The following is a 25,289-nucleotide window of genomic DNA, read 5'->3' as shown; positions in this document are numbered from 1 at the left end:
TTGCTACATTGCGACAAAAAATTATCTTGAGGCGTCAGCTGGCGCCCTGGAGGAGCAATGGGTAGTTTGATACGAGCCAGTGTGCTTACGGGGTATAGCGAACTGGCATCGGAGCTTGGAGGAGATGCCCGTACATTTCTTACGGAATTTAGTCTTCCTGAGGATATTGTCATATCGGATAGCCGCTTGCTGTCACACTTGGATGTAGCGCGCTTGCTGGAGCTAACCGCCGAGCGGTTACAGTGCGCTGACTTTGCCCTTCGTCTGGCAGTAAGACAGGGTGTCGATCGATTGGGGGGGATTGCGGTGATAGCCTGCAACTCCACGTCGGCCAGAGAGGCGATTCTGGCGGTGGCTAGGTTTATGTCATTGCACAGCCCCGCTATTCACTTGCGGATTGAATCGGTCCCTGGTGGTACTTTAGAGCGCCTGGTATTCGATCAACTCGATCCGGCTTTATCGTGCTTTCACCAGGTCCATGAGCAAACCTTGGGGAATGCGCTGGTGATGTTGCAAATGCTGATGGGCGCGAATGTGGCACCGCAGCGAGTCCTGTTGCCACATGCCGCTCTGACCGATCCCGCCGATTACTTTGAATACTTTTCCTGCCCGGTGGAATTCCTTTCCGGTTACTGCGCCATGGAGTACCCGGCACAGCAGCTGGATACTCCGCTCGCTTGTGCCGATCCGGTTACCAAACGGTTGGCCATCAATTATTTAGAGCAGCAGTCTGTTTCTTCTGATGCCTCTCTGAGTACACAGGTTAGGGACTTGATGCGGCAATTGCTGCCTACTGGCCAGTATCAGGTGGGGGTGGTCGCGGCCCACTTAAGCCTGCACCCACGTACTCTGCAGAGACGTCTGGCAGGTGAGGGTTTGCGCTTTGATGCCTTGTTGGACCTGGTACGCAGGGAGATGGCTGCGGAGTACTTGGCAAATACCGGGCTGGCTCTGGGACAGATTACCGGGCTGCTGGGATATGCGGAGCAGAGCACTTTTCAGCGCGCTTGTCGGCGGTGGTTTTCGGATACGCCGCGTAACTACCGTCGCCGGCTGGCCCCTGCCGATCAATAGTCTGTGGGCTCAACCTCTCCTGGGCGCCAGGTCTTCTCCAGCCAGGGCCCTAGGGGGCCATAGAGTCGCAATATCACAAAAAAACCCTTACCCGGTACTGTCTCCAGCCAGTTGTGTTCGAAGCCCTTGGGGGCTTGGGGACCAAAGTAGATATCGTAAGAGCCGTCGGAATTTTGTTTGATCCCTTTGCTCTGACTGCTTACCGAGGGGAATTTCTGGCTTGTCTTGAGCTGTGAGCGGGTCTGGCTGTCGTAGATATTAACGGCCCAGAAAGCGTTGACAGGCACCTCCGGCGGTAAGTGCAGTTTGTACTTCTTGGCACCATCGAAGGGCTCCTTATTTTCATCGACAAAGGCGATGGCGTAATCAGAGCCCTTGCCGGGCTCAAGGGCAATCATTGCCGGACTTACCCCAGTGTAGGGGTAGAAATAGCTGACCCGTGCATCGCTATTGATGGTTTTGCCATCGGGGCCATTAAAGAAAATATTCTTGCCGGGAAATGCCATTACCCAGGCGCTGTCGGTGCCGGGGTAGATCTTGATATCGGCAAGGGATTTGTCGGTGCGGGGATACCAGACGATAGAGCGGGCGATGCCATTGCCGATGGCAACGGCATCGGTAAGGATCTTGGTCATGCGTTCATCGGGGCTAAACGCTTTGCCTTTTTCGATACCAATAGAGGCAAACAGGCCGCGGGTTTCCGGGTTCAGCATGCCAATCCATTCGTACTGAATGACTTCATTGAGGTGTTTATAAAATTTGTAGTTGTTGGGATGAATGGTATTGAAGGCCTTGCCCGAAGCGCTAATGAACACCATCGGCGGGGGGGTTCCCTTTCTGGAGAGGGGGTAAATCCTGAGGTGGTCTTTGACACTTTGGGCGGCGGCTTCCAATGGCTGTTCCCCTGGTGAGCGCATAAATACCCATACTCGAAAAGAGCGAGGGTAGACGGGAAAATACCCAAAGGGCAGATTGCCTTTGTAGTCTGGCGGAAGAACCAGATATTTACCGCCGCGCCCTTTATCTGGCCCGGAGCGACCAATGTCCTCCACATAGCGGAACCAGGCATCATTAAATGCTCCCGAAACCCCTGGTGGTGAATGCAGCACAGTGGGGCCATCGCGCTTGAGATCCAGAAAGGCGAGGGTGTAAATCGTCGATGTGTTTCCGGTTAGAAATAGAGATTCAGAATTCATCAGCCGATCAAAGATTAAAACCTCATTGGCGGCTTTAGCTCCCAGCTCACGAGCGCCTTTCATTAATCCGTGCACCGAGGCCCCTTGAATGCCTTTTAAGAAGCTATCTACTGCACGCATATGATCCAGGTAGTCGTAGAGTTTCTCTGCCGTATCGGGATAAGGGGCGCCATCGCGAAACTTGAGCAGCCCAATGCTGCTTTCTACTTTATCTGGTGTACTGATGGATTCTACAGACTCCCTACTCACATCAGCGCTTAGGTTAGGATGCAATAGCGCAATGAGGATTAATGGAGTGAGAAAAATCATCCGCGAGGTTATGTTGGATTTTTGCGGCTGGTGGGTGAGCGGCAATGGCCAACTGTTCAATCTCAATTCCTCTTTGATTTTCTATGACAGCTCATAAGACTGATGCAGTAAAAACTCGGGCTGCAAATCACATAAATCATCTTTATCGTTTACAACTTCTGTAGCGAGATGCATTGACCGGAATGCGGTTCAAAAAACTATCGACGCAAGCACATCCTGGGAAATATTTAGTGACTGATGGTTCAGGTTTTTGCGGCGGCTGGAAGCCAATAAATCGGCTTCTGCTTTGCCTATATTGTTTCCAGTGAAACTATTTGTGCCGCATGAAATTAAAAGCCAAGTGAATCCCGCAAGACTCTTCATGATCAAAACCAAGCTTTGGTCTGATTATATTAGCCGCTACTTCTAAAAGCCTTTTTTGGCTTAATTTTCCACCAATTCTTGTTAAGGATTTGGCCATTAGCCTGACGGAAGTGTCGCCAATAACTCCCCAAAGAGCGCACTGGAATGGCTGTGTTGGTTCTGAGCTCGTGGTGCCTGATGCATTTAATGCCGAGAAGCACAGTAAATAATTTTATTGTTAGATGTTTAATGTAACAAAAGGTCAACAACTTAAAGATATAATGTCAATTTTAAAGATTTAGGTTGTTCATGTGGCTATTGGGAGTGGTGAGATACTTTAGAGATAAGCCTCATTAATAATGGAAATAATTTGCACATTAATAACTGATTTGCGGAATTCAAGGTGTCACTAAAAAATAGTTTCCCTTTGCTGCCCACCAATAAAATTATTTTTCTGCTGAATGTCCTGTTCAATAATAATCAAAAGTCAACATAAAAAAAATTTAGGAAATTATGACTTTCCTGAACTGCATGAGCCGGAATGAAAACTTCATCACAGGATTTCAAGATAATGCTTGTCATTATGGAGAGCTCACTTTATAAAATGATCGTGCCATCTAGGTAGCTCCAGTTTCTTTTTTGGGGGGAAGTCGGGAGCTATAGAATAATTTTTAAAAAAAATATTTGGACTAATGATGTTCTCGCTTGCCGACCTGTTCGATAGGGTTATTAGTGGCTTCTGGAGTGGAAGCCTTGAAAATCTGACTGGGGAAAACTTATCAAATCAATGCTGTGAGAGGGCTCTGTCTCTTTTGCAGTTGGCCGATACTCCGTTGGTCCATGGAGACAGGCTGGTAATCAGAGCGCAAAACGATATTCCTACAGTGGCAACAATGTTGGCGGCCTGGCACCTCGGTTTGGTGGTGGTTCCCGTCAAGGGTGATGCCTCACAATCCGCAGTGAGTGCAATAGCAAGCGACTGCAATGCCAAGGCCATTGTGGAAGGTGAAAATGTTATTTCGCTGGCTACTTATCGACCGCAGCAGCGATTATTTGAACTCAGCACACCTGTCAGGGTGACAGGTGTTGACCTGGCCCTCATTATCTATACCTCGGGAAGTACCGGTAAGCCAAAGGGCATAATGCTCACCCACCAGAATGTGCTTACTTCTCTGGATTCACTCTCGCAGTATCTTCGCTTGGCTGAGACGGATCGCATACTCTGCCTTTCACCATTGTCATTTGATTACGGTTTATACCAGGTGTTGTTTGCCCTCAAAACGGGGTGCTCAACAATTCTTTACGATAAAACGTTCAACCCTCTTCATGCTTTGAAAGTAATATCTGATCAGAAAATTTCAGTGTTACCCATTGTTCCGGCGATGGGGGCTGCCTTGGCGAAACTTTTGACACTGGTAAAACCTGATCTTTCTGTACTTCGCGCTTTAACCAATACTGGTGGGCACCTACCTGAGTATGTCATTCGCACTTGGAAAGAATATTGTCCGGCGCTCGATGTTTTCTCAATGTATGGTCTCACTGAGTGTAAAAGGGCCCTTTATCTGGAACCGGAACTTTGGGAGCAGAAGATGGGGTCTGTGGGTAAGCCTATTCCCGGCCTAGATGCTCGAATTTTTCTGATGAATGCCGGTACCAACGCCTATAGAGAGGCCGAGGCCAATGAAATTGGTGAGCTTTTCGTGCGTGGCTCCGGAGTTATGCAGGCATATTACGATCCCTGTGCTCAAGGGGGGGCACAAATCTTTAATGGTCTGTACCGGGATGATAACTGGCTTGCTACTGGCGATTTATTTAGTCGGGACCAGGAGGGTTTCTATTACTTCAGGGGGCGCTCCAAGGATCTGATCAAGCAAGCAGGTTTTTGCCTTTTCCCCAAAGATTTGGAAGCCGTAATTGATACATGCCCGTTGGTACACCTCAGTGTAGTGCTCGGTTCTTTAGATAAGTTTCAAAATGAGGTTGCGGTTTGTGTAGTTGAACTGCAGGAAAACACGCCTGAAAATCAACAGCAGCTCAAAGTGTGGTTGAAAGAGAATCTGGATGCTGATTACACTCCGAGGGAAGTGCGATTTGTTGAATCAATCGACCTAACAGCAAACGGCAAAATTGATAAGAAAAAACTTGAACAAGAGCTTCAAGCATGAGTTTTCTCAGTTGGAAATACTGAGACTATTTGGTCGGCGGGCAGCGTACTAGCTTATTAATAAATAATATTTTAGACCGGTAAGTCGTAAATACGGCTGAAATATTTGTGCCCTATATAAGAATGAATTTAAATTTATCCTGGTGATATCATGAAAGCTTCATTGGAAAAGCTCGTTGCCCAGCTGAGCCAGCAAAGGCAACACTTTTCAACACCGTGCTATGTCTACTCCCTAAAAGATATTGCCGATAACTACCAAAAACTGAAAGGCCGCCTGGGAACATCTCTCATATATTCCCTAAAGGCGAATAGCTGCCTTGATCTTGTCGTACGTAGTGGTCATGTTTTTGAAGATGGAGTTGAAATTGCCTCTGTGGGGGAGTTGAATCTTCTCCCTCGAGGTGAAAGCCCTCGCTATATCAATAACCCTTCCGCAGATAAAAGTTTCCTCAGAGCGGCAATTGCAAGTAAGTGCACACTGGTGATCGATAATCTATCCCAGTTAGAAATCGTTAAGGAGTTTCAGGGGAAGCGTCCGATTAATCCGCTGATACTTCGTTTGAACCCCAGTACCTTGGATCAATTTGAGAAGGCTCCGGTAACCACGAGAAGAGACCACTTTGGCTTTGGTTGGAGTGATGTTGAAACGGCCTTGGCATTCTGTAAAAAACATGAGTTGAAAGTTGCTGGATTCCATGTGTTCCGAGGATCCTATAATTTCGCAAAGCTCGCTTTTAATACTGCGCAAGCAGCTTTGCAAATAGTTGAGAAATTTGAGAGGGAGCTAGGCTATGCCATTGATTTAGTTAACCTTGGCGGTGGCTTTGATCTGAATTGGGAAAGTATTGATTTTAATTTTGAACAATATAGGGAATTACTTGGTGAATTTCCCTCTCACATAAAAATCGCCCACGAAAGTGGGCGTGCTCTGGTTGCCAGTGCGGGATATTTTGTAACTCAGATTCGCTACGTGAAATCGATAGAAGGGCAGCAGTACGGAATCTGTGATGGCGGCATGGCGCAGAACTTTCTTTTAGCGAAAACGGAAAGTACTTTTAAACGCTTCAGTCAGCCACTGATATTGCGTGGCGATGAAATATTGGAATTTGAGAGCAGTACAGAGAGCTGTTTGCTGGTAGGTACTTCCTGTAACAAGGAAGATGTGATCGGTGAAATAAAAGGCGGGCCTGTACAGCCTGGCGACCTGGCTGTTTTCAGCAATTGCGGAGCCTATAACGCGAGCTATACCGTTGCTCCATTCCTGAGTTTACCTTCTGCTAAATCCTACCTCATGGAGTAACTTATGGAACTGCAATCTATTGCCGGCAGCTTTGTAATCAATCAGCTTTCTTCCGTTTCTCCAGTGCCAGCTTCACTGCAAGGGCTTCTTGAGGAGGCCTGTGTGCGTCTGTTCGATGCTTCAATGATCATTGAAGACCCTCTGACAGAGCCTGCCCCTCTTCGAGAGCCATCGGTCAAGCAGCCACTAGAACAATTTGAACAAACTTTTGTTATTGATCAAATTATTGACAAGGTGCGCGATGAGGGGTTGGCCCACCATTTCCATGAAATGATAGGACTGTTTGGTTCCATCATGATGAGTCTGACGGCGACTGAAGATCAGCTGGCTCAAGTGAATAACTGGGTGGAGCAGGGGATTTTTGGTCACTTCTTGATGACAGACCCCGGTGGCCCAAGCCTGCAGAGCTGGAAGACTGAGATACAGGATGATGATGGTGTTTTGCAGCTTAATATCAATAAAATTCATGGTATAGAGGCACAAAAGCTAGGGTTTGCCATGGTTGTTGCCAAACAGGCAGCAAGGCCATTCCCAGTTACATTGATGCTGCCTCCTGAACTCTGTGCTGAATTGAAGCAGTCATCTGTTGGTGAGCCCTTCCTGGATGGCAAGCTGCAACTGGGGAACTGCCGTGGTCGTGTCTCAGTTACTAAAGAGATGCTGCTTAGCAAAGGTGGTCTAGGGAGTGTTAATCGCTTCCTGACACTTGTGCGTCCCCGTTTTGTGAAGTCTCTGATGCACTTTGTGCTTTGGTTACGAGATCAAGGGGAGGTTGAGTTGTCTGTTGCGGATCAGGAGATTGTCGAGTATCTGATTTATCTCTGTAATGAGCAAACCTCGGCCACCATCTTCTCAATGCATAGTGTGAATAGAGTGCTGGCAACAAAATTTGCCAGTAACGAATTACTTTTGCACTTGGTATCTTCGGGTAAGGTACAAAGCAAAACTCGCCAGCGGGATTTGCTGGCGTTCACCAAGATGGAAGGAAGTTCCTACCGCTGCTTTTTCGAGATTTATAGTAAGGCGAAAGGGCATCGGCTATGAGCTTATACCTGAAGTCAGCGGCATTTACCCCCATAGAAAATATTACTTTTGCAGAGAGTGGAGGCTTGCAAGAAGCCTTCGCACAAATCGGTGAAATTATATCAGAACAGAGTGCTCGTGTAACAGAGGTTATTCCAGAGGAGGTAAGGGCTGAGATTAACCGACACTTTCTTTGTTCAACCATGATTGAGCTACCTTTTACGACTGGGGCCGTTAATACGGACGATTTAAACTCTCTGAAAAATCGACCAAGTATTCCTGTGACCAGTTTTGTGAACACTTATGAGTGTGCATCCTGGGGTTACAGCCTGCGCTATTACTTGCGACAAAATCCAGCTGTACGTTATGTACTAGTCAGTATTCTGGATGCCAATGTGCTGGATTTAAGCTTTTGGCAGAGTAATGAAAATTGGGGCAAGAGCGGCTTTGGTTTATGCACATTGCTCTTGGAAGTCGACTCATTCAGAGTGGAAGATATTACAGCCGGTTGTGCGGTTACCTATAACACAACACCAGAGTTTGCAACAATTATCAGAAAGATGGCCAGTGCTGGGAAGGATCTAACTTTATCTTTGCCATTTTTCCCAGAAAACATACGACAAATATTTACCCGTTTACTCAGTAGTTTCCAGCAGCTTCCCGATCTTCATGAAAGGTGGGGGCACTGTTTTGGTAGTGATCCCTGGTTAAACATTATTAGCCACGGAGTTGAGGGTAGATTCCAAGAGGAAGAGAAGCTATTGGTATGTTCTATTGCTCTCAATGGCTATTACTGTACGGCTGAAGTTAGGGTTGACCAGGGTAGCACTTTTTACTTGGCGGAGGCGGTATGAGTAAAGTGATAGAGCTTTCCAGTAGGTTACTGCGCAATCCCTATCCGCAAACCCCTAAACTCTGCGCAGCCCAGACATTGCCCTTGAAAGGTGAATCCGATTTTCTAGCAATTTCTCAGTTACCGGTGGGTACAACTCCAGTACTTTTAAGCTTTGCTGAGCACTATCAACTCTTGGTTGAGCTATTGGAGTGCTTGGATCAATCTGGGGTTCTGATCGAAACAATCTTGATGAGAATGCAGATGCCTGCTGGTGGAAGAATGCCAAAAGTATTTCTACATGAGCGCGTCTTAATGTTGCAGGATATTCAGGCTGAGGAATATATCTTACAAAGGGAGGGCAAACCGTGTCTGGTTATTGAGGATAACTTGGTACGACACCCTCTGGAAGCAGGCAATAATAGTATTCACATCAGGATATCTGCTACAGAGAACTGTGAGAAATTAGTTTCTTTATACTCTGAAAAATTATTGGAATTAGGTTTTGGTGCCATTGAAAAAATGGCCAGGGAAGGAACCGCATAAAATGTATATAAGAAGCCTCTGGGTTGATCATAAAGGGGAAACAGAGCAACTGTTGAACTCCCTAAACCATTACCTTTCGGGATTGGATTATATCCCAGAGCTTGTATATATCGTTTCAGCCGGCGAGGCTAATGTGTTATTGGAGCGGCCGGTTGTTGAGTTTCTAGTTCAGCTGGAAGAGGCTGGGCATAACATTCAATTTGTAGGTAGTGCATGTACCAGTTTTCATGCTGCGCTTTTAAGTTATTCCAAACGTCATGAAGAAGACGCCCTAGTTATAAATTTAGAGCTGGGTAAAGAGCGGCAGCAGGAATGCCTGGATGCCCTGGGTATAGGAATAAAGCCTGGGCAGGACGGTTTGGATGTGATTACAGGAGTGGCAGTTTCCTGGTTATGTAGGCATTACCAAGAACGGAGTTTATGCCAAATTTCCAGTTGTGATATTTTATCGCAAGCGCCATCACTCAATGGGGCGCCTGAGCTGGTGCAAAACCTCAAGAAATTAATGGCGACTGATCTGGACAATTCCTGCCGTGTAGTGTCCTTTGATATTCAATCTCGCTGGGCGAAAGGATTGCTGAAAGGCTTTTCTCATGAGGATAAAACTCATTGGCTGCCTAGTGTTGAGCTTGATGGGCTTCACTATCTTAGTATTAAGCCTCTTGCGGAGATTGATAAATATTGTTTGAGAGACGAAATTGAAGGTCTCTGGATAATCACTCTTGGTGGCGGTGGTAGGGCTGGTTGCCTCCGGGTACACAGAACCCCACAAGCAAATGGACAGCTGCTTTCCCGTCTGGTGAACACAGAGACCGTTTCTCTTGAAGAGGCTTATCAGGGTTTTAATGCAGCACAAAGTCTCGAAGATGCATACGGCCAGGATCACCTTCCTCATGTTCGCGGCGCCATGATTTATCCCCAGAAAAAATACCGGGGAAGACATAATCAAATATTTCACTGGGTGCTGGGTTCCGGCAGCTGGCGGTCACTCTTGGAAAATCAAGGAGCCAAACATGGGTAGAAATATCTATAAGTCTGATTTGCGGGAATTTAAATTTCTTATTGAAGACCAGTTTCATCAGGCCAAAACACTATTTGAGCACCCACGCTATAGTGATTGCTCTGCTGAAATCGTAGATGATGTTCTGCAGCGTGCGAAAAAATTTGCTACTGAGGTATTGGGACCAGGTTATCAAGAGGCTGATGAACAAAGTTGCCACTTGGTTGATGGCAAGGTACAGCTGCCTTCCTCTTTTCCGGAGATGTGGAGTCGTTTTAAAGAGGAATGGGGAGACTTATCTTCTAGCAGTGGCGGTCAGGTAAGCGATCTTCCGCCCTTTATAATGCAAATGCTGTTAGAAATGTTTATGGGGGCCAACCCCAGCTTTATGACCTATGGTGGTTTTTGTTTGCCATCTTCTACCCTGGTAGAAAAATATGGTTCAGAAATTCAAAAAGCACTATTTAAGGACAAATTGGCTACTTCTGAGTGGACTTCTTGCCTTTGTTTGACTGAGCCACAGGCTGGCAGTGATGTTTCCCTGGTCGATACCAAGGCCGCGCGGCAAGCAGACGGTACCTATTTACTCACCGGTGAAAAGTACCTAATCAGTGCTGGTATGCACGACCTAACAGATAATACCTTGTACTTTGTGATGGGTAGAGGGGAGAAGAGTGGCTCGGGAACCTATGGCTTGTCTTGCTTTATCGTACCCAAATACTGGGTTGAAGAAGATGGCAGCCTAGGAGAGTTTAATCATGTTGAATGTATCTCCCTTGCTGACAAAATGGGTTTTAAAGGTTGTGCCAATACTCACCTTACCTTCGGCAAGAATGGCCAATGCCGTGCATATTTACTAGGTGATCGGGAAAATGTTGGATTATTGCAGTTCTTGACCCTGATGAATCAGGCAAGAATTAGCACAGGGGTTTATGCCCTGGGAATGGCTTCTTCGGCTTACTACAACGCTCTAGCCTATGCCAGTAAACGCATTCAGGGCAAACGTTTTCATGAAAGCTTCAGCGCTAAGGCAAGCAGGGTCAATATTGTTGAGCATGTAGATGTGCAGCGCATGTTACTGGAAATGAAATCCAAGGTTGAGGGCTGCAGGGCCTTGATCGCCAAGCTGACCCTATCTGAAAGCTTACTTAAGACATTCGAGGGGGATGAGGCTAAGAAAACTGAGGTTGCCTATCATCAGGGGCTGGTAAACCTACTGACTCCCGTGGTGAAAGCCTATATCAGTGATCAGGCATGGCGCATTTGTGAACTGGCCATTCAGACCTGTGGTGGCCAGGGTTACCTGAAAGAATTGGGTATTGAGCAGTATGCTCGGGATATCAAGGTACTCGCCATTTGGGAAGGAACTAATTATATCCAGAGCCAGGATCTTATCCGAGATAAGTTAGGGCTGGGCAACTCCAGCAAGCTGTTTCAAATTTATAAGAGTGAGTTTGAATCATTTATTAATAGAGCGGGTGATTTCCCCAATTTCAAAACCGAATTTAGTCGCCTTCAAGAATCCTTCGAGCACTTGGAGACTGTCCTGAAAACCGTACATGTGTGGGTCAGGACCAAAGAGATGTTCAAAATTCCGGCTTACAGTACTCGTATTCTGCACATGATGGGGGACATTACTCTTGCCTGGTTGTTGCTAGAAGCTGCCTGTAGTGCATCCAGTCGCCTGAGTAAAGGAGAGGAGGATAAAGCTTTCTACGAGTCGAAGGTCACTAGCGCTAAATTCTTTATCAGGAATGAATTACCCAGAACCAAGATGGTGATGGACATTATTCAGGATCATGATTCATTTTGTCAGGTTGACTCTCCCGTATGGGATTCTCTTCTCACTGGGGTGGAATCGCTGTGATGAATGCTTTCGATCAAATACAAAAAGAATATGACGTTGTCATCATTGGCGGAGGCTGGGCCGGGTTGACTCTGGCTCGGCAAATTAGACGCGGTGGCCAGGATGTTTCAATTTTGGTTGTAGAAGCCAGTGATAGTTTCCGTGCAAAAGTGGGGGAAGCTACTGTTGAGATGACCGGCCATTACTTTATGAAGCAGTTGGGCTTGGTTAATTATCTTTATAGGAACCACCTTCCGAAAAACGGTTTGCGCTTTTTCTTTGATAAACCTGATCACAGCTTGTCTCTAACCGAAATGAGTGAGCACGGAACTACTAGTATTCCGCCTCATCCAGCTTTCCAGCTGGACAGAGCTCGCTTGGAGGCGGACCTGGTTGAAATGAACCGGGAAGATGGTATTCAAGTTCTGATGGGTGTGAAAGCCAAGGGCCTCAGTATTGAGTCTGAGGATAACCGTCATTCCGTTCAGCTGTCTGTGGCTGATTGCAACACTGAGATTGCAGCCCGCTGGTTAGTGGATTGTAGTGGGCGCAATCGCTTTGCAAAGAAACATAAAAAGTTAACACGCCAAGAGAATGTACCCGAGCACTTCTCTTCCTGGGGACGCTTCAAGAATATCCGGGATATTGACTCCATGGGAGATGAATCTTGGAGAAAACGGGCTTTTGGCCGTTTCTTATCTACCAATCATTTTTCCGGAGATGGCTATTGGGTGTGGTTTATTCCACTGAGTGGTGGCTACACCAGTGTCGGAATTGTCGGTGAAAAGGATAAGTTTGAAAAACCACCCACCAAGCGTGAAAGCTTCCTGGAATTCCTGATGAATTATCAGGCAATTTCAGAATTGTTAGATGGCGCTGAGCTGGTGGATTTTGAAGCTTGGGGGCAGCTTGCCTATCGTGCGGATGAATTTATTTTCCCCGATCGTTGGGCTACCTCTGGTTTTGCCTCTATGTTTCTCGATCCGCTGTTCAGTGGTGGTGGCGATATGATCGCTTTGTTTAATGATCATATCTGTAAATATATCCTGATGGATCTCGCTGAACCTGATAGAGGTAAAGCCCAGAATTTACTGAATCAGGAGCTAGCCATTGCGAATCAGACCGTAAAAGAGTTTTATCAAGGCCTCTATGCTCATGTGGCCAATGTATACCCGGTTATTGATTCTGCTGAGCTCTGCTCACCTCTGTTGGCATATAACACTGCTGCTTATTTTCTGGAAATCGCCTGGGACTATATGTCAGGCAGCTACCTGGATCAGGAGTACTGGCAGCGTAAAAGTTACCTGCGCCGAGGTTATATGGCATTGGAGCTTATATTGCAGAGGCAGTTGATAGATACCGCGAAAGTTCTTAAATCGGAAGGTCGTTATTACCGTAGGAATGATGAAGGATTTTTTGAGTCTGGAGCGGATCATTACAAGTATTTTGTCTACCTGATGGGTACTGCTGGTCGGGATGGTTGGCGCATTGATTTAAGGGTAAAGCTGTGGGTTGAGATATTTCTCAAGGTGATTGAGGCCAAATTGGATTTCCCTGGGCTAGCTAACAAAATGGTAGTTCAGCAAAGTATATTGTTGCCAGATTTATTGGGGAGGCCCAATTTAAGCACTGCCGACAAGGGGTGGTTGCTGGGGAAAATTTCTGAAAAATTCTCAGAAATACTGTCAGATGAAGCGGAGCGCCCTGTTCAAGTTAGAGTCACGGAAGGTTCTTTTCATACGGAAGCACTGGAAATTAAGGATTCTTCGGGAGAGCTAACTATAGATGAACTTGACAAGCTCGCTAAAAAAGCCAAATCGCTCTGGTCTCAAAATCAGGAATACATTGCGATGCCAGGTATGGTACCGGTTTTCTTGGCATTTGCACGTAGCCAACCCGACAGCATTATGGATTCTGTAATTGATCAGAGAAAAGCTATGGGAATGGATCAACAAGCCTCAGAAAGTTCTGTAGTGGAGGCGTTGTGATTCAAGAGTTTTTCAAAGCGCGTGATAGTAAAAATCTGGCATTTCGCTGGCTGCCAGCAGAAGATACAGAGACCGCGCTTATATGTATGCACGGCAGCACTTTTAGCAGTCAGTGGTATTTAATGTTTGGGCGAATGCTACACAAACAAGGAATGACCATCTGCTTACCGGATTGGCGAGGGCATGGGAAAAGTGAGGGGCGTCCTGGAGATCTGGATTATCCGAACCAATTACAAGATGACCTGCAGGATCTGATAGCGCACCTCAAGGAGAGAGGAGTTCGCCGTTTTGTACTCGGTGGGCATAGCGCCGGCTCTCTTGCCTCTCTGAGATACCTCGGAATATATGGTACCAAGGACATCGTGGGTTTTTTTGCTATAGCACCACCGCTAACCCAGGCAGAAGAAACTCGAAAGTATGATATTGCCACTTCAGGACTTGAGTACTTTATCCGCTATTTTCGTAAACGGCGACACAGCAGACCAATGGCGGGCCCAGAGCAGCAAAATTTGCCCAAAATAAATCTTTGGAAATATTGGCTGGCGATGCTTATTCCTGCATTCAGGCGGATGCCTGTTTTAAGCTTCCCTCCAGTAGGTTCAGCTGCTGGTAATCAGGGTAGGGTACTTGATTGTAGCTTCAACTTACTTAGTGCTTACACTATTAAGAGATATACCGATCTATTCGCCAGTATTGATATCCCGTGTCATATCACCGTGGGCCAGTACGATGAAGTAGTCGATGCACATACCTTATATACGGTAATGAATTGGTATATCTCACCTAAAGTAGAATCCTATTTAACTGAGATTCCCAATGCTACCCATATGTCAGCTATCTCAGCTTCGGCTAAACCGATCTCCAGCTGGCTCGATAAGGTGGTAGAGAGGCGATTGGAGGCTGCTTTGTGAAACAAATGGTTTATGAAATTTCTGGGGTAAAGCCTGTAACACTAGCAGTGGGTGCGGAGTTCTCTGTGTTGGACTTATACCCCGATAAATATAAAAAATTATTGAGCACATCAGAGGTTAAGCATAAGGGTGTTATCCAGAGAAGTGATCGTAATTGCTTTCACATTAAAGTTGCAGATTTGTTCAATTTGCCCCTGTATTACTTTACCCTGAATGAGCAACTGTTCATCAGTGCGAAATTGTCCTCATTTTTGGCCGTAGGTGCAGATAAAGTCGATCTGAACTATTTGGTTGAGCTTGAATATTTCGGTTTTCCTACTGAAAGAAAAAGCCTGCTGGAAAATGTCAGAATGATTTTTCCGGGTGATGAGGTGACGATCACAGCTGAGTCATTAATCTGGCTGGATGATACTCTTGCTACAGAACCTAATTTGAAGGCTGCTTTGGTAAAGCCTCAAAGCAGAGGGGAGGCCTTATACAATCTTCTCCCCATGGTGGCTTCACAATTATTTACACCTTTCGATCATGTGTTCTTTGCTCAAGTGTTTGAGCAAGTAGAAGCTTGTGAAGAGCTTTTGTGCGAAATTAGTAAAAATAGCCTGCCGCGAAAATTTGGGTTTAATCGTCAAAGGTCAGATATCTTTAAAGCGGCGCACAAGTCCAGAAAGGTTGAAGGTATTGATCTGAAAAACTATGTTAGAGAGATTAATGATCAGCTTGAATCGAGCTGGGAAGCTTCTGGTAAGGAACAGGATAGGGATGTCTACCTGGCAGAGTATTTGTATCATCCTTTTATTCTTTTTCATCTGAATATTCTGGCTGCAGAGTTAGGTAAGGAGGTCAGGCTTGTCGACGAGAGTAATTTGAAAGAAAAGGGTGGTCTGAATCAAATTTTCTCTTTGGATGATAATCCTATAGTTAATGTTTATGAGTCTTTTCAGAGGGTGTTTTTTTACGGAAACCGATGGCTTTCACGCATCTGGTTTTTTATACCCCCTATGATTAGCGCCAAGATTATTAAGCGGCAACAGAAATACTCTGAAGGTGAGCAGCATGTATGTATATATGCTTTGACCCTAGATTATTTGTTGCGATTCTATCCCTTGAAAGTTGGTAATGTAACTGGAGATTAGGTATGTCTACAGCAGTCGTAGAGAGCAAAGTACAGGAACTCTGTGAGCAGATCGCTCTTATGCTGAATGTTGATTCTGTTGATGCGGATACCCCTATTGCTGAGTTGGGTGTGGATTCACTCAATATTGTTGAAGTGATATTGATTTGTGAACAGCTTTATCCTGGTGTGATGAGCCCAGAAAATCTGGTTTTTGATGAGCACACTACCCTAAAGGAAATGGATACACAGTTGCTCGAAAATTCAGCTGAGATTTAAATCTTTTTTAGGGGGTAGCCCATGTTTAAGAAAATGCTAACAATATTAATAAGTAGTCTTCTGATTGGTAACATTATTGCCTGGTTTTCAGGGGCTGCTCCCATTGACTTCAAAAAGATAGACTATAGCAAAACTGAATTTGAACAATTGGAGTTTCTGACAGCTGAGCTGGATCAGAATCAATCTGACCCTGAATTAATGTTGCAACTTGGGCAGCTGTACAGCTACCACAATGAAATAGATAGAGCGGATAATTTACTGGCAACCGCCTACCAACAAGATCCTGAAAATATGCTGATTAAAGCAGCCTATTTTTCCAATGAAGGTAAGTTGGCTGGTGCCATGTTCGATCCGGCCATGGGGTTGTATAAACTTTATCGTCTGCGTCAAGCGATGAATCAAGTGGATGAAGCGGCGCTACAAGCTAGCTCTGACTTTAATGTGCGACTGGTTCGGCTGCTCACTTTTTCTTTTGTTGGTGAAGTTAGCGGTCACTTTGAAAGAGTGTTTGAAGATGAAGAATGGTTCATAGCTCTGATAGAAAAAGATAATGATGCTTTACCTGGGGAAGTCAAACAACTTGTGTATCTGGCTCTCGCTAATGCCTACAGGATTAAAGGGTTGGATAATAGTAATGAACTTAATATAGCTCTGGATTATTACCAGAAAGCAGAAAGTTTGGCTGAATGTCCTTCTACCATGCTGGATGCCTGTGAGCAGTTGAGTCAAATGGTTATTACTTTGGGCGAAGCCTAATGTTGGTTGAATTGCGCAATGTATCCAAACGCTATGCTATGGGTGATATCTGGGTAGACGCCCTAAAAGATATCACTCTTTCCTTGGGAAAAGGCGAATTTCTCGCTGTGAAGGGGCCTAGCGGTAGTGGTAAGAGTACTTTGCTTAATATTTTGTCGGCTCTTGATCAGTGCGATTCCGGCACTGTTCAGGTTGGCGGTGTCAATATCGGTAAATTGGGAGAGCACAAGCGTTCAAAATTCCGAAACCGGCACATTGGCATTGTATTTCAGTCCTTTAATTTGATACCAGTGCTTACTGCCCTGGAAAATGTGATGTATCCACTGACTCTCAGGGGAGTGAAGGATGCCAAAGCAAGGGCTCTGCAGGCACTGAAAGATGTAGGCCTTGAAAAGCAGGCTGGGCAAAGACCAACCCAGTTATCGGGGGGGCAGATGCAGCGGGTAGCTATAGCCAGGGCGATTGTCACACGGCCTGATATTGTATTAGCAGATGAGCCTACGGCAAATCTGGACTCGAAAACCTCAGAAACGATCATGGCGCTGATACAGAAGTTGAATAGAGAGCAGGGCATAACCTTTGTTATTTCAACACATGACGATTATGTAACTAGCCTGGCATCCAGAGTGATTACTATTTTAGATGGAGAGTTAGTGAGTGATCGCCTTAGTGGTGACGTTCTGGCCAATGGGTATGATAAATCCAGTATTACAAGTTCGGGGGTTGAGGTATGAAAATACTTAGCACACAGGATTTTCTGAAGGTACTTACAGCTTTCTTTTTTCTGTTTGTCAGCCTTCCAAAGGTGATTGCTGAGGAGTACATACCCCCTTCAGAGATCCCCTCTTCTAACCTCGAGAGAGTTCGCCTGGTTGAAGATTTAAATGAAGAATCCACACCAGAACAAAAGAAAATTGCGTATTTGGCCGAATTGGCATTGCTGACTTCCTCAGGGGATACACGAGTTGAACAAGTGGAATCCCTGGAACAAAAAATGACCAAATTGAAGAGCACGCTGAACAATGATCCAGAGTTGAGTGCCGCTCTAGGATCGGCAATTTCCTTTCGATCTAGTTTCTATCTCGATCAATTAGCAAAGCTATCCTTATTTTCAAGGCGGGGAAATCGCATGATGGATAGGGCAGTAAAGCAGGCCCCTTTCAATCTTGGGGCAAGATTGCAGAGGGGCATCAGCTGCGCAAATATGCCGGCCTTCTTGAAACGGGCCCGCTATGCAGTAGAAGACCTGGAGTTAGTTCAACAAAAAATTGGTGGTAAGCACGGTGATGAGTTCCAGGCATTTGTCGACTACTACCTTGCACAGGCCTATGAACGTAATGATCAGGCAGATAAAGCCAGAGAACTCTGGACAAGGTTGACAGCTTCAGAAACCGAGTGGGCGAAAAAATCTCGCCTGGCCCTGGAGAAACTTTAGTTATGACTCTGGGTTGGAAGGTAGCGCTGTTAAATATTCTTAGAAACGGTCGACGCAGTATAATCACCCTTGCGGCGGTTATTTTTGGCTGTACCAGCTTGATTGTGTTCGGTGGTTTTGTTCAGTCCATGTACGATGGCATGCGTGAAAGCATGATTCGCTCGCAGCTAGGGCATATCCAGATTTATGCCGATGGCTACAACCAATATGGTAAAGCCGAGCCAGAAAAGTACCTGATATCCTCTGCCAGCTTAGAGCAGATTACCCAGCTAATTGAAGAGAAGAGCCAGGCTTTGGTTGTTGCACCGCGACTGAATTTTAATGGTCTTCTGAGTGATGGGAAGCAGTCAATTGCAATATCGGGTATTGGTATCGATGCTGAAAAAGAGGTACTACTTTCCTCTGCAATCCATATTGTAGAAGGTGAAGATCTATTTCCTGAGGATGTTGCTGCTGCGCATTTGGGAGAGGGGTTGTTCAACTCCCTGGACGCTCAGGTAGGGGACTACCTAACATTGCTTGCAAGCACCCAGGATGGAGCAATAAATGCGGTAGACATTCAGATAGCCGGTGTGGTGACCACTGGCGTGAAGGAATTGGATGATCGCTTACTCAGAGTCAATTTGCCCCTTGCGCAGGAATTACTTTATACCTCGGATCTAACCCGGCTGGTTGTATTGCTTGAAGAAACTGAACAAACCGATCTGGCTGTAGACGCCTTGCGTAAGGCATTTAAGCAACAGAATCTAGGGCTGGAATTAAGAAGCTGGTGGGACTTGGCGGCTTATTATCATCAGGTTGTTGGCCTATTTAATGGAGTGTTTGGTTTTATCACCGTAATTGTCCTGGTGATTGTAGCTCTAAGCATATCCAATACCATGTTGATGGCTGTGATGGAGCGCACCCGAGAGATCGGGACTATTCGAGCCATGGGCGGGACACCTACGCAGGTAGTTGGCTTAATTCTTTTAGAGTCTGTGTTTTTAGGTATTATCGGTAGCCTCATAGGATTGCTTATCGGAATTCTTGCGGCAAAGGGCATTACTTATGCCGAATGGATGATGCCGCGGCCGCCAGGCAGTACTCAGGATTACCCGATAAGGGTATTTGTGGTTAATGAAATTCTTATCAAAACCTTTGCCTTGGGTTTTTTGGTCTCCTTAATTTCTAGTGTTTATCCAGCAGTAAAGGCTTCCAGAATACCGGTAGTGAATGCGTTGAGATTCACTTGACGGTAATGCAATAGGTTTATAGATGTAGGGTAAAAAGATGAAAAGAAGCCGTTTTATTTTTTTTGTTGGGTTTTTATTCTCCCTAGTCGTGCCAGCAGTGGCTGAGGTAACGGCTGAATCCCTGGTGAATCGATTAGATGAAGTTAGGGGGTATAAGGATCAAGGATTTGTTTTTAATATTACCAATATCAGCTATAAGAAAGATAAAGAACCTCGAACTAATACGCTCAGTGTTAAAGTGTTTAACGATAAGTCTTTGATTCACTTTGAATCTCCCGCTCGTGAAAAGGGGAGGGCCATGTTAAAGGAAGGTAACAATATGTGGCTCTATATTCCCGGAACTCGCCGAGTTATTCGTATTGCACCGTCTCAGCGGCTGATCGGGGAAACCAGTAATGGAGATGTTGTTGGGACTAATTTCTCCAGAGACTATCGTGCAGAAATTATTGGAGAAGAAACCCTCGAAGGGCAGGATTACTGGTTGTTGGAGTTAACTTCAACGGCTTCCGGTGTGGCTTATGCAAAAGTGAAAGTGTGGATGGAAAAGACAGAAGGAAACCAACCCTTTAAGAGTGAATTCTATTCCCGGTCAGATCGCCTACTGAAAACAGCTTTTTACAAAGAATATAAAACCTTTGGCGATGAATTGAAATTACATAAGCTCCTTCTCGTGGATGCCCTGTTGCAGGAAAACTATACCTGGATGAAATTCGATGATTACCGTCTCAAGGAATTGGATCAGGCTATTTTCCAGAAGGCCTCATTGGGTAAACTGAATTAATATAGAAAGACCATGGCGATGCCAAATTTAACCCAGCATAAACTGGCCATAATCTTAAGTGTCTCTGCCTCAGCTGCTTTAGCTAGTGCGCAAGAGTATAAAGATCCTTTCTCTAATGAGCTCTCTGAGAGTTCTAAAACACAAGATCTTTCATCCAGTAATAGGGAAAGTGGTTATTATTGGAATTATGATATTTCGGCTATTGCCTATCAGCAGCAGAATAGCGTGCGGGAAGACCAGTATTTTAACCCTGGAAATCTACAATTTAGTGAAAGAGAATCTTTGCTAGCACTGGATTTCAGTAGTCAGTTTTTATCGGGGCCACAATTTTCTACTTTTACTCGCCTAGCCTTTATTCAAGACTATAAGGTGGATGACGGTGGCGCCTCTTCAGAAGAGTTCAATGCCTACCTATTGGAGGGCTACTTATCTTCGTACACATCTAACCGGAGATTGGGTATTAATATTGGCAGGATCAAACCTCAGTGGAGTAATGGTTACAATTGGTCCCCTGCCAACTTACTCAAGCCTGTCTATGACCGGCCAAATCTGGATACAGATGATCTGACCCAACAACAGGGTTGGGATATGGCGCATCTGGATCTTCGCTACGGTGACTGGAACGCGGGTATCTACATTGCTGAAGTGGAAGATAATCTGGATCGGAAGCTGGACCATCCGTTTGCTGACCACGAGTATCAATATGCATTGGTTCTGAATAGGGAGGGAGATCTGGATACCAGGTTGGTAGTACACCAGTTGGACGGTGGAGAGCTGAATGCGGCCCTGGGTTTGAGTGCATTGGCACGTGATAATATTACTCTACGATTTGAGGGGGCCTGGGAACATCAGCGCGAGCTGCCAGTGGCTAGTGATATCTCCTATGGAGGTCTACAGGATCACGGTTACCTAAAAGCAGTGCTAGGTGCTCAGATGAGCCTTAAAGGCGGCTGGGATATTACGGCAGAATATCTATACAACGAACATGGGTATGAGTCAGAAGAGTGGGACCAGGTTATCGAACAAGTGGATCTTGCCAAGCAAGGTTTACTGTCTGTTCAGGCGCCAGCTGCCTTTAATTTCCTGATTGATAGCTATGAGCTGTTATCGGTGGGGCAGTTGCGCCGGGAGTATTTGTTTTTTATGTGGGGTAACACCCGGATTGAACGGAAGTTTCAGTATCGCCAGAGTATTCAATACAACATTGATGATCAGAGCCAGTATCATAACGTGGAATTAATCCAAAATTGGACAGAGCATTTCAGCACTAGACTTCAGGCCCAAGTGTTTAGTGGCTGTGAGAGCTGTGAGTTTGGCCTAATTCCGAATGAGCACTTGCTCCGCTTAAGTTTTTATTACGATTTTTAGTAATCTACTAATTGTTTAGCTTCAACTAAAACAATAGAAGGCTTTTGGGACTACTGATCGCTTCCAGCAAGGAAGTTTTCATATTTTTTTGCTCTCTCCAGGTTGCCGGATTCCCGATTAATGGAGATTAAAGCCCGGAGGATATCTATTGAGGAAGGGAATTGCTCAAGCCCCTTCTCAAGCGTTGCCAGGGCTTGTGTAGAGTTGCCGGCGGAGTGTAGTGCGATCGCATAGACATATATATAGCGGCTATCAGTCTGTTTAGCCTCAGAGGCTTGTTTGAGATAACCGATAGCCTCTGAGTGGCGTTTCTGTCGTATTAATGATAGCCCTAAGGAGTGTTGTATTGCTGCCTTCCTCTCTGCTTTATCCAGAGCGTTTCGCAGCACTTCTTCTGCACTTTTCTCTTTTCCCTTTATTCGATAAAGGTCTGCCAGATTAATGTATGCAGCTGTGTAATAGGGCGCTTTACTTATAGCTCGATGATAGAATACTTCTGCTTGCTGAGAGTTATCACTCTGTTGATGTAGACCCGCCAAGTTGGATAAGGATTCTGGTCGATCACTGTTAAACAATTCTGAGGTTATATATTCCTGAAGTGCCAGAGAAAATTGCTGGCGAACCTGAGCAGGGTAATTTCCCAGGGGTAAGGTTGCTAGAGCATTGGCGGCCAAAGAGCGGGTGACGCGTTCTCGCTCGTAGAGTAGAGGTATTCCCAAGGCAGGTCGTAATTGCTCCGGTATTCTATCTAATGACTGTGCCAGTGCCAGACTGAGTAGTGGTTCATCGCTTTGTGCTATGGATTGCAATAATTGTACAGAATCGCGGCTGAGGTATTCCGCCAGAAAGGTTATAGCGGTTGCTCTAGCGATTGCTGGCTGTTCTCGGTTTAGGATCAATTTACTTAATTTCTTCTCTGCATCCCATGCTCCTGTAAGGCCTGCGTGTAGAGCCTCGCCAAAGTGGTTTGTCTCTGCTGGGCCAAATCGCTTGCGCAGAACTTCAGCAGCCCACTGATTGCTTTGATTCTTATGGCAATTGATACAGGCATTTGGTGTTTTTAATTGATCTGAAAGGTCTGGACGGGGGATGCGAAAACTGTGATCGCGGCGGCTATCTACCTGCATAAAGTTCTTTGCTGGCATATGACAATTGATACATCGCGATCCGGGGCTGTTTATTGGGTGAAGGTGATGATCGGTTTGAGCGAACTTCTCAGATAGATGGCACTGGGCACAAACCCCGTCGCCACTGCTACGTAACTGTAAACTATGGGGCTCATGACAATTGCTACAGGTGACGCCTGCGCTATACATTTTACTTTGTAAAAAAGAGCCATAGACATAGACCTCTTCGTTAATTTGACCATCCGCATAATAGAGAGGTGGTTGTAGTAGGGCGAGGTTATAATGATCCAAAAATTTACTCCCAGCAGTTGCGCCAGGTGAGAATGTCGCGCGCCTGGAATGGCATTGCGCACAAGTTTGTATTTCTTTGGCGACCTTGGTTGATTTGCTTGAGGCTATGCCAGTTTCAAGGTTCATTTTCCACTGGTTTGTATTTATCCTCTGTAATTCATGAGTAAAGCCAAAATTTTGAAGGCTCTGTTGTTGATTCTGAGCCCATTCAAGATGCTTGGAGGCGGGCCCATGACAGGATTCACAAGCGATATTTATCTCAGACCAACTGGTTTGAAATGTATCGGTTTGAAGATCGTAATTTTTTTGTAGATTAGTAGAGTGGCAATCCGCACACATAAAGTTCCAGTTTTGATTAATACCACTCCAGTGTAGGTAGTCTGTATGTTCGATCTTTTCATTAGGGTATAAATGGAACCAGCGTTGACCACCATCTACTGCTGGGCGGTTATCCCAAGCGATACTGAGCACCTGTAGCCTCCCGCCGGGAAATTGAATCAAGTACTGCTGGAGAGGAGTTACCCCAAAAGTGTATGAAATGGGGAATTTTTCTAGAATACCTTCAGTTCCTTCGGTCTCGACAAAAAAATTTCCTTTGCGCTTGTAAAAGGTTGTAGTTACTCCGCCGTGGTCAAAGGTGGTTCCATCGAAGTTGCCGAGGACAGTGTCTTCACTGGCTGGCATCATGGCTTGCGCGTGATGGGAGTCTTTCCAGGCAGTGCTTTCTTTTTGGTGGCAGTTTTGGCAGGATGCTGAACCGGTATATGTTGCGTGCTCTTTCTCCGAATGATTTATCTGATGGGTAGTGGTTAAGATAGATTCGTTTTCATCAGTTTTACCCATTTCGGATTTTTCATTGTTATGCCCGCCACATCCAGCTAGTGGTAATAGAGCGAGAACAATGAAAATTATGTAAATTTTTCCAGCTATATTTATCATATATTTAGTTTTATTGACTTTTCTGTTGGATTGATCTGGCTTTGACAAGCCAAGATTAGTTCATTGTGTGCCACTTCAAGCAATCCATGTTTACTTGAGTCTCTTAACCTAATGGCTTTCTCTCAAAGAAAATTGACATTTTTTTGCTTGCTGCTTCTGATAAATATTTTTTTTTCCAGCACGGGTGTGAGTGCAGATCTTCCATCATGGAATAATACGTCAACAAAATCTGCCATCGTAAGTTTTGTAAAGAAAGTGACGCAAGAAGGCAGTTTCGACTTTGTTCCTCCAGAGCTACGTATTGCTGTATTCGATAACGATGGCACTTTGTGGGCGGAAAAGCCTGCTTACGTTCAGTTACTTTTTGCGATAGACGAGATTAAGCGATTGGCACCTGAGCACCCGAAGTGGCAGAAGGAGCAACCTTTTGCCTCCATTCTAAAAGAAGATTTTCACAGCTTATTGACCCTTGGCAAAGCGGATAGGTTAAAAATAATCAGTACGACTCAAACAGGTATGACAGATACGGAATTTAATAAGGTTGTAAATTCCTGGCTTACTGTCGCCAAAAATCCCCTTACGGGAAAGCCTTATCGAAATATGGTTTATCAGCCGATGCATGAATTGCTGAAGTACTTGCGTGCAAATGGCTTTAAAACCTATATATCTTCAGGTGGTGGAGTTGATTTTATTAGGGCACTCTCAATGAGCTTCTACGGTATCCCGCCGGAACAAGTTATTGGTAGCCGTTTTAAATTACGGTATGAAGATGATGATGGTCATCCTCAAATCATTACAACGGATAAACTTGACTTCGTGAATGATGGTGTAGGTAAGCCTATTGGCATAAGCCAGGTTATTGGATTCCGCCCAATTTTTGTTGCTGGAAATTCAGACGGTGATTTGCAGATGTTGGAGTGGTCTACTTCTGGTAAAGGGCCTCGTTTTGGCATGTTAGTTCACCATACCGACAGTAAGAGGGAGTGGTCTTATGATAGTGGCTCTAATGTAGGGCACCTGGATAAGGCTTTAAAAGCTGCCAAACTCTATGGGTGGACGGTTGTAGATATGGCAAAAGACTGGGCAGTGGTTTTTCCTCAGTCTAAAATCACCACACCTGAAAAGGAAATATCTGAAACACCGGTTGAGGATGGTGGTTAACATCTATCTTTCATGCCCTTAAAATCATTGCCGCAAAACCTTCTCTAATGAACGCTTTAAACAAGTTTGTCTAATCTTGTTGTATTGCCCTTCCTAAAAAGCGTGAATTTACATCTATTGGCACCAGTAATTTTTAAAAGGGTTTTGTTGTCAATAGAGGTTTGTTTGTCGCTATATGCACTCTCTATAGATGTTAAATGATTTATGAGACCCAATATGTTTTCATCCACTCTGGTATTCCGTCGATTGTTCATGGGTGCAATTGTATTGTGTTTTTT

21 protein-coding genes are annotated in these 25,289 nt (G+C 45.2%); 19 read left to right on the top strand and 2 right to left on the bottom strand.

The genetic code is table 11. The features are described from left to right. The first annotated feature begins 57 nt into the window (after window positions 1-57). A complete protein-coding gene (locus ACJJIO_RS01145) occupies window positions 58-1,074 on the top strand; it encodes an AraC family transcriptional regulator (protein WP_444909883.1) in 1,017 nt (338 codons plus the stop codon). Here the strand turns inward: ACJJIO_RS01145 and ACJJIO_RS01140 are convergent. Continuing rightward, window positions 1,068-2,639, bottom strand: coding sequence for a DUF1254 domain-containing protein (locus tag ACJJIO_RS01140; protein ID WP_444890624.1), 1,572 nt, complete (start codon window positions 2,637-2,639; stop codon window positions 1,068-1,070). The two genes, ACJJIO_RS01145 and ACJJIO_RS01140, sit on opposite strands and share 7 nt — an antisense overlap. 974 nt (window positions 2,640-3,613) lie before the next feature. On the opposite strand from ACJJIO_RS01140, the gene ACJJIO_RS01135 reads away from it, so the two are divergent. The 17 genes from ACJJIO_RS01135 to ACJJIO_RS01055 all read left to right on the top strand — a co-directional run bounded on the left by ACJJIO_RS01135 (window position 3,614) and on the right by ACJJIO_RS01055 (window position 21,493). Continuing rightward, a complete protein-coding gene (locus ACJJIO_RS01135) occupies window positions 3,614-5,086 on the top strand; it encodes a class I adenylate-forming enzyme family protein (protein WP_444909882.1) in 1,473 nt (490 codons plus the stop codon). A 150-nt stretch (window positions 5,087-5,236) separates the two neighbouring features. Then, the gene (locus ACJJIO_RS01130; protein WP_444888732.1) at window positions 5,237-6,385 is read left to right on the top strand and encodes a type III PLP-dependent enzyme domain-containing protein; all 1,149 of its coding nucleotides are present in this window, start codon (window positions 5,237-5,239) and stop codon (window positions 6,383-6,385) included. Window positions 6,386-6,388: 3 nt separating this feature from the next. Continuing rightward, complete coding sequence (locus ACJJIO_RS01125; protein ID WP_444909881.1) at window positions 6,389-7,429, top strand: hypothetical protein; 1,041 nt, start codon at window positions 6,389-6,391, stop codon at window positions 7,427-7,429. Beyond that, complete coding sequence (locus tag ACJJIO_RS01120; protein WP_444885280.1) at window positions 7,426-8,262, top strand: hypothetical protein; 837 nt, start codon at window positions 7,426-7,428, stop codon at window positions 8,260-8,262. Before ACJJIO_RS01125 ends, ACJJIO_RS01120 begins: the two co-directional genes overlap by 4 nt. Continuing rightward, entirely contained in the window at window positions 8,259-8,786 is a 528-nt protein-coding gene (locus ACJJIO_RS01115) for a hypothetical protein (RefSeq protein WP_444909880.1), read from the top strand. Before ACJJIO_RS01120 ends, ACJJIO_RS01115 begins: the two co-directional genes overlap by 4 nt. Then, on the top strand, window positions 8,746-9,807 hold the full coding sequence (locus ACJJIO_RS01110; RefSeq protein ID WP_444909879.1) for a hypothetical protein: 1,062 nt from the start codon (window positions 8,746-8,748) through the stop codon (window positions 9,805-9,807). Before ACJJIO_RS01115 ends, ACJJIO_RS01110 begins: the two co-directional genes overlap by 41 nt. Then, on the top strand, window positions 9,800-11,653 hold the full coding sequence (locus ACJJIO_RS01105) for an acyl-CoA dehydrogenase family protein (RefSeq protein WP_444909878.1): 1,854 nt from the start codon (window positions 9,800-9,802) through the stop codon (window positions 11,651-11,653). The genes ACJJIO_RS01110 and ACJJIO_RS01105 overlap by 8 nt, the downstream gene beginning before the upstream one ends. Then, window positions 11,653-13,620 carry an NAD(P)/FAD-dependent oxidoreductase gene (locus ACJJIO_RS01100; protein WP_444909877.1) on the top strand — a complete coding sequence of 656 codons (1,968 nt, stop codon included), beginning with the start codon at window positions 11,653-11,655 and terminating at the stop codon, window positions 13,618-13,620. The genes ACJJIO_RS01105 and ACJJIO_RS01100 overlap by 1 nt, the downstream gene beginning before the upstream one ends. Next, entirely contained in the window at window positions 13,617-14,531 is a 915-nt protein-coding gene (locus ACJJIO_RS01095) for an alpha/beta fold hydrolase (protein WP_444909876.1), read from the top strand. The genes ACJJIO_RS01100 and ACJJIO_RS01095 overlap by 4 nt, the downstream gene beginning before the upstream one ends. Further along, window positions 14,528-15,664 carry a hypothetical protein gene (locus ACJJIO_RS01090; RefSeq protein WP_444909875.1) on the top strand — a complete coding sequence of 379 codons (1,137 nt, stop codon included), beginning with the start codon at window positions 14,528-14,530 and terminating at the stop codon, window positions 15,662-15,664. The genes ACJJIO_RS01095 and ACJJIO_RS01090 overlap by 4 nt, the downstream gene beginning before the upstream one ends. Window positions 15,665-15,666: 2 nt before the next feature. Next, complete coding sequence (locus ACJJIO_RS01085; RefSeq protein ID WP_252085543.1) at window positions 15,667-15,921, top strand: acyl carrier protein; 255 nt, start codon at window positions 15,667-15,669, stop codon at window positions 15,919-15,921. Between the two features lie 21 nt (window positions 15,922-15,942). Continuing rightward, on the top strand, window positions 15,943-16,677 hold the full coding sequence (locus tag ACJJIO_RS01080) for a tetratricopeptide repeat protein (RefSeq protein WP_444909874.1): 735 nt from the start codon (window positions 15,943-15,945) through the stop codon (window positions 16,675-16,677). Further along, window positions 16,677-17,411 (top strand): ABC transporter ATP-binding protein, encoded by a 735-nt coding sequence (locus ACJJIO_RS01075; protein WP_444888740.1) that lies wholly within the window; start codon window positions 16,677-16,679, stop codon window positions 17,409-17,411. Before ACJJIO_RS01080 ends, ACJJIO_RS01075 begins: the two co-directional genes overlap by 1 nt. Then, window positions 17,408-18,112, top strand: coding sequence for a hypothetical protein (locus tag ACJJIO_RS01070; protein WP_444909873.1), 705 nt, complete (start codon window positions 17,408-17,410; stop codon window positions 18,110-18,112). The genes ACJJIO_RS01075 and ACJJIO_RS01070 overlap by 4 nt, the downstream gene beginning before the upstream one ends. A gap of 2 nt (window positions 18,113-18,114) precedes the next feature. After that, the gene (locus ACJJIO_RS01065) at window positions 18,115-19,344 is read left to right on the top strand and encodes an ABC transporter permease (protein WP_444909872.1); all 1,230 of its coding nucleotides are present in this window, start codon (window positions 18,115-18,117) and stop codon (window positions 19,342-19,344) included. A 37-nt stretch (window positions 19,345-19,381) separates the two neighbouring features. Then, complete coding sequence (locus tag ACJJIO_RS01060; protein WP_444898443.1) at window positions 19,382-20,125, top strand: outer membrane lipoprotein-sorting protein; 744 nt, start codon at window positions 19,382-19,384, stop codon at window positions 20,123-20,125. Between the two features lie 18 nt (window positions 20,126-20,143). Next, the gene (locus tag ACJJIO_RS01055; RefSeq protein WP_444909871.1) at window positions 20,144-21,493 is read left to right on the top strand and encodes a hypothetical protein; all 1,350 of its coding nucleotides are present in this window, start codon (window positions 20,144-20,146) and stop codon (window positions 21,491-21,493) included. A gap of 50 nt (window positions 21,494-21,543) precedes the next feature. Here the strand turns inward: ACJJIO_RS01055 and ACJJIO_RS01050 are convergent, their stop codons facing one another. Next, window positions 21,544-23,754, bottom strand: coding sequence for a tetratricopeptide repeat protein (locus ACJJIO_RS01050; RefSeq protein ID WP_444909870.1), 2,211 nt, complete (start codon window positions 23,752-23,754; stop codon window positions 21,544-21,546). 207 nt (window positions 23,755-23,961) lie between these two features. On the opposite strand from ACJJIO_RS01050, the gene ACJJIO_RS01045 reads away from it, so the two are divergent. Next, window positions 23,962-25,011 (top strand): HAD family hydrolase, encoded by a 1,050-nt coding sequence (locus ACJJIO_RS01045; RefSeq protein ID WP_444909869.1) that lies wholly within the window; start codon window positions 23,962-23,964, stop codon window positions 25,009-25,011. The last annotated feature ends 278 nt before the right edge of the window (window positions 25,012-25,289 follow it).

Source organism: Microbulbifer mixtoriginis (SeqCode) (assembly GCF_052467235.1).
This window is presented reverse-complemented; position numbering and strand designations above follow the sequence as displayed.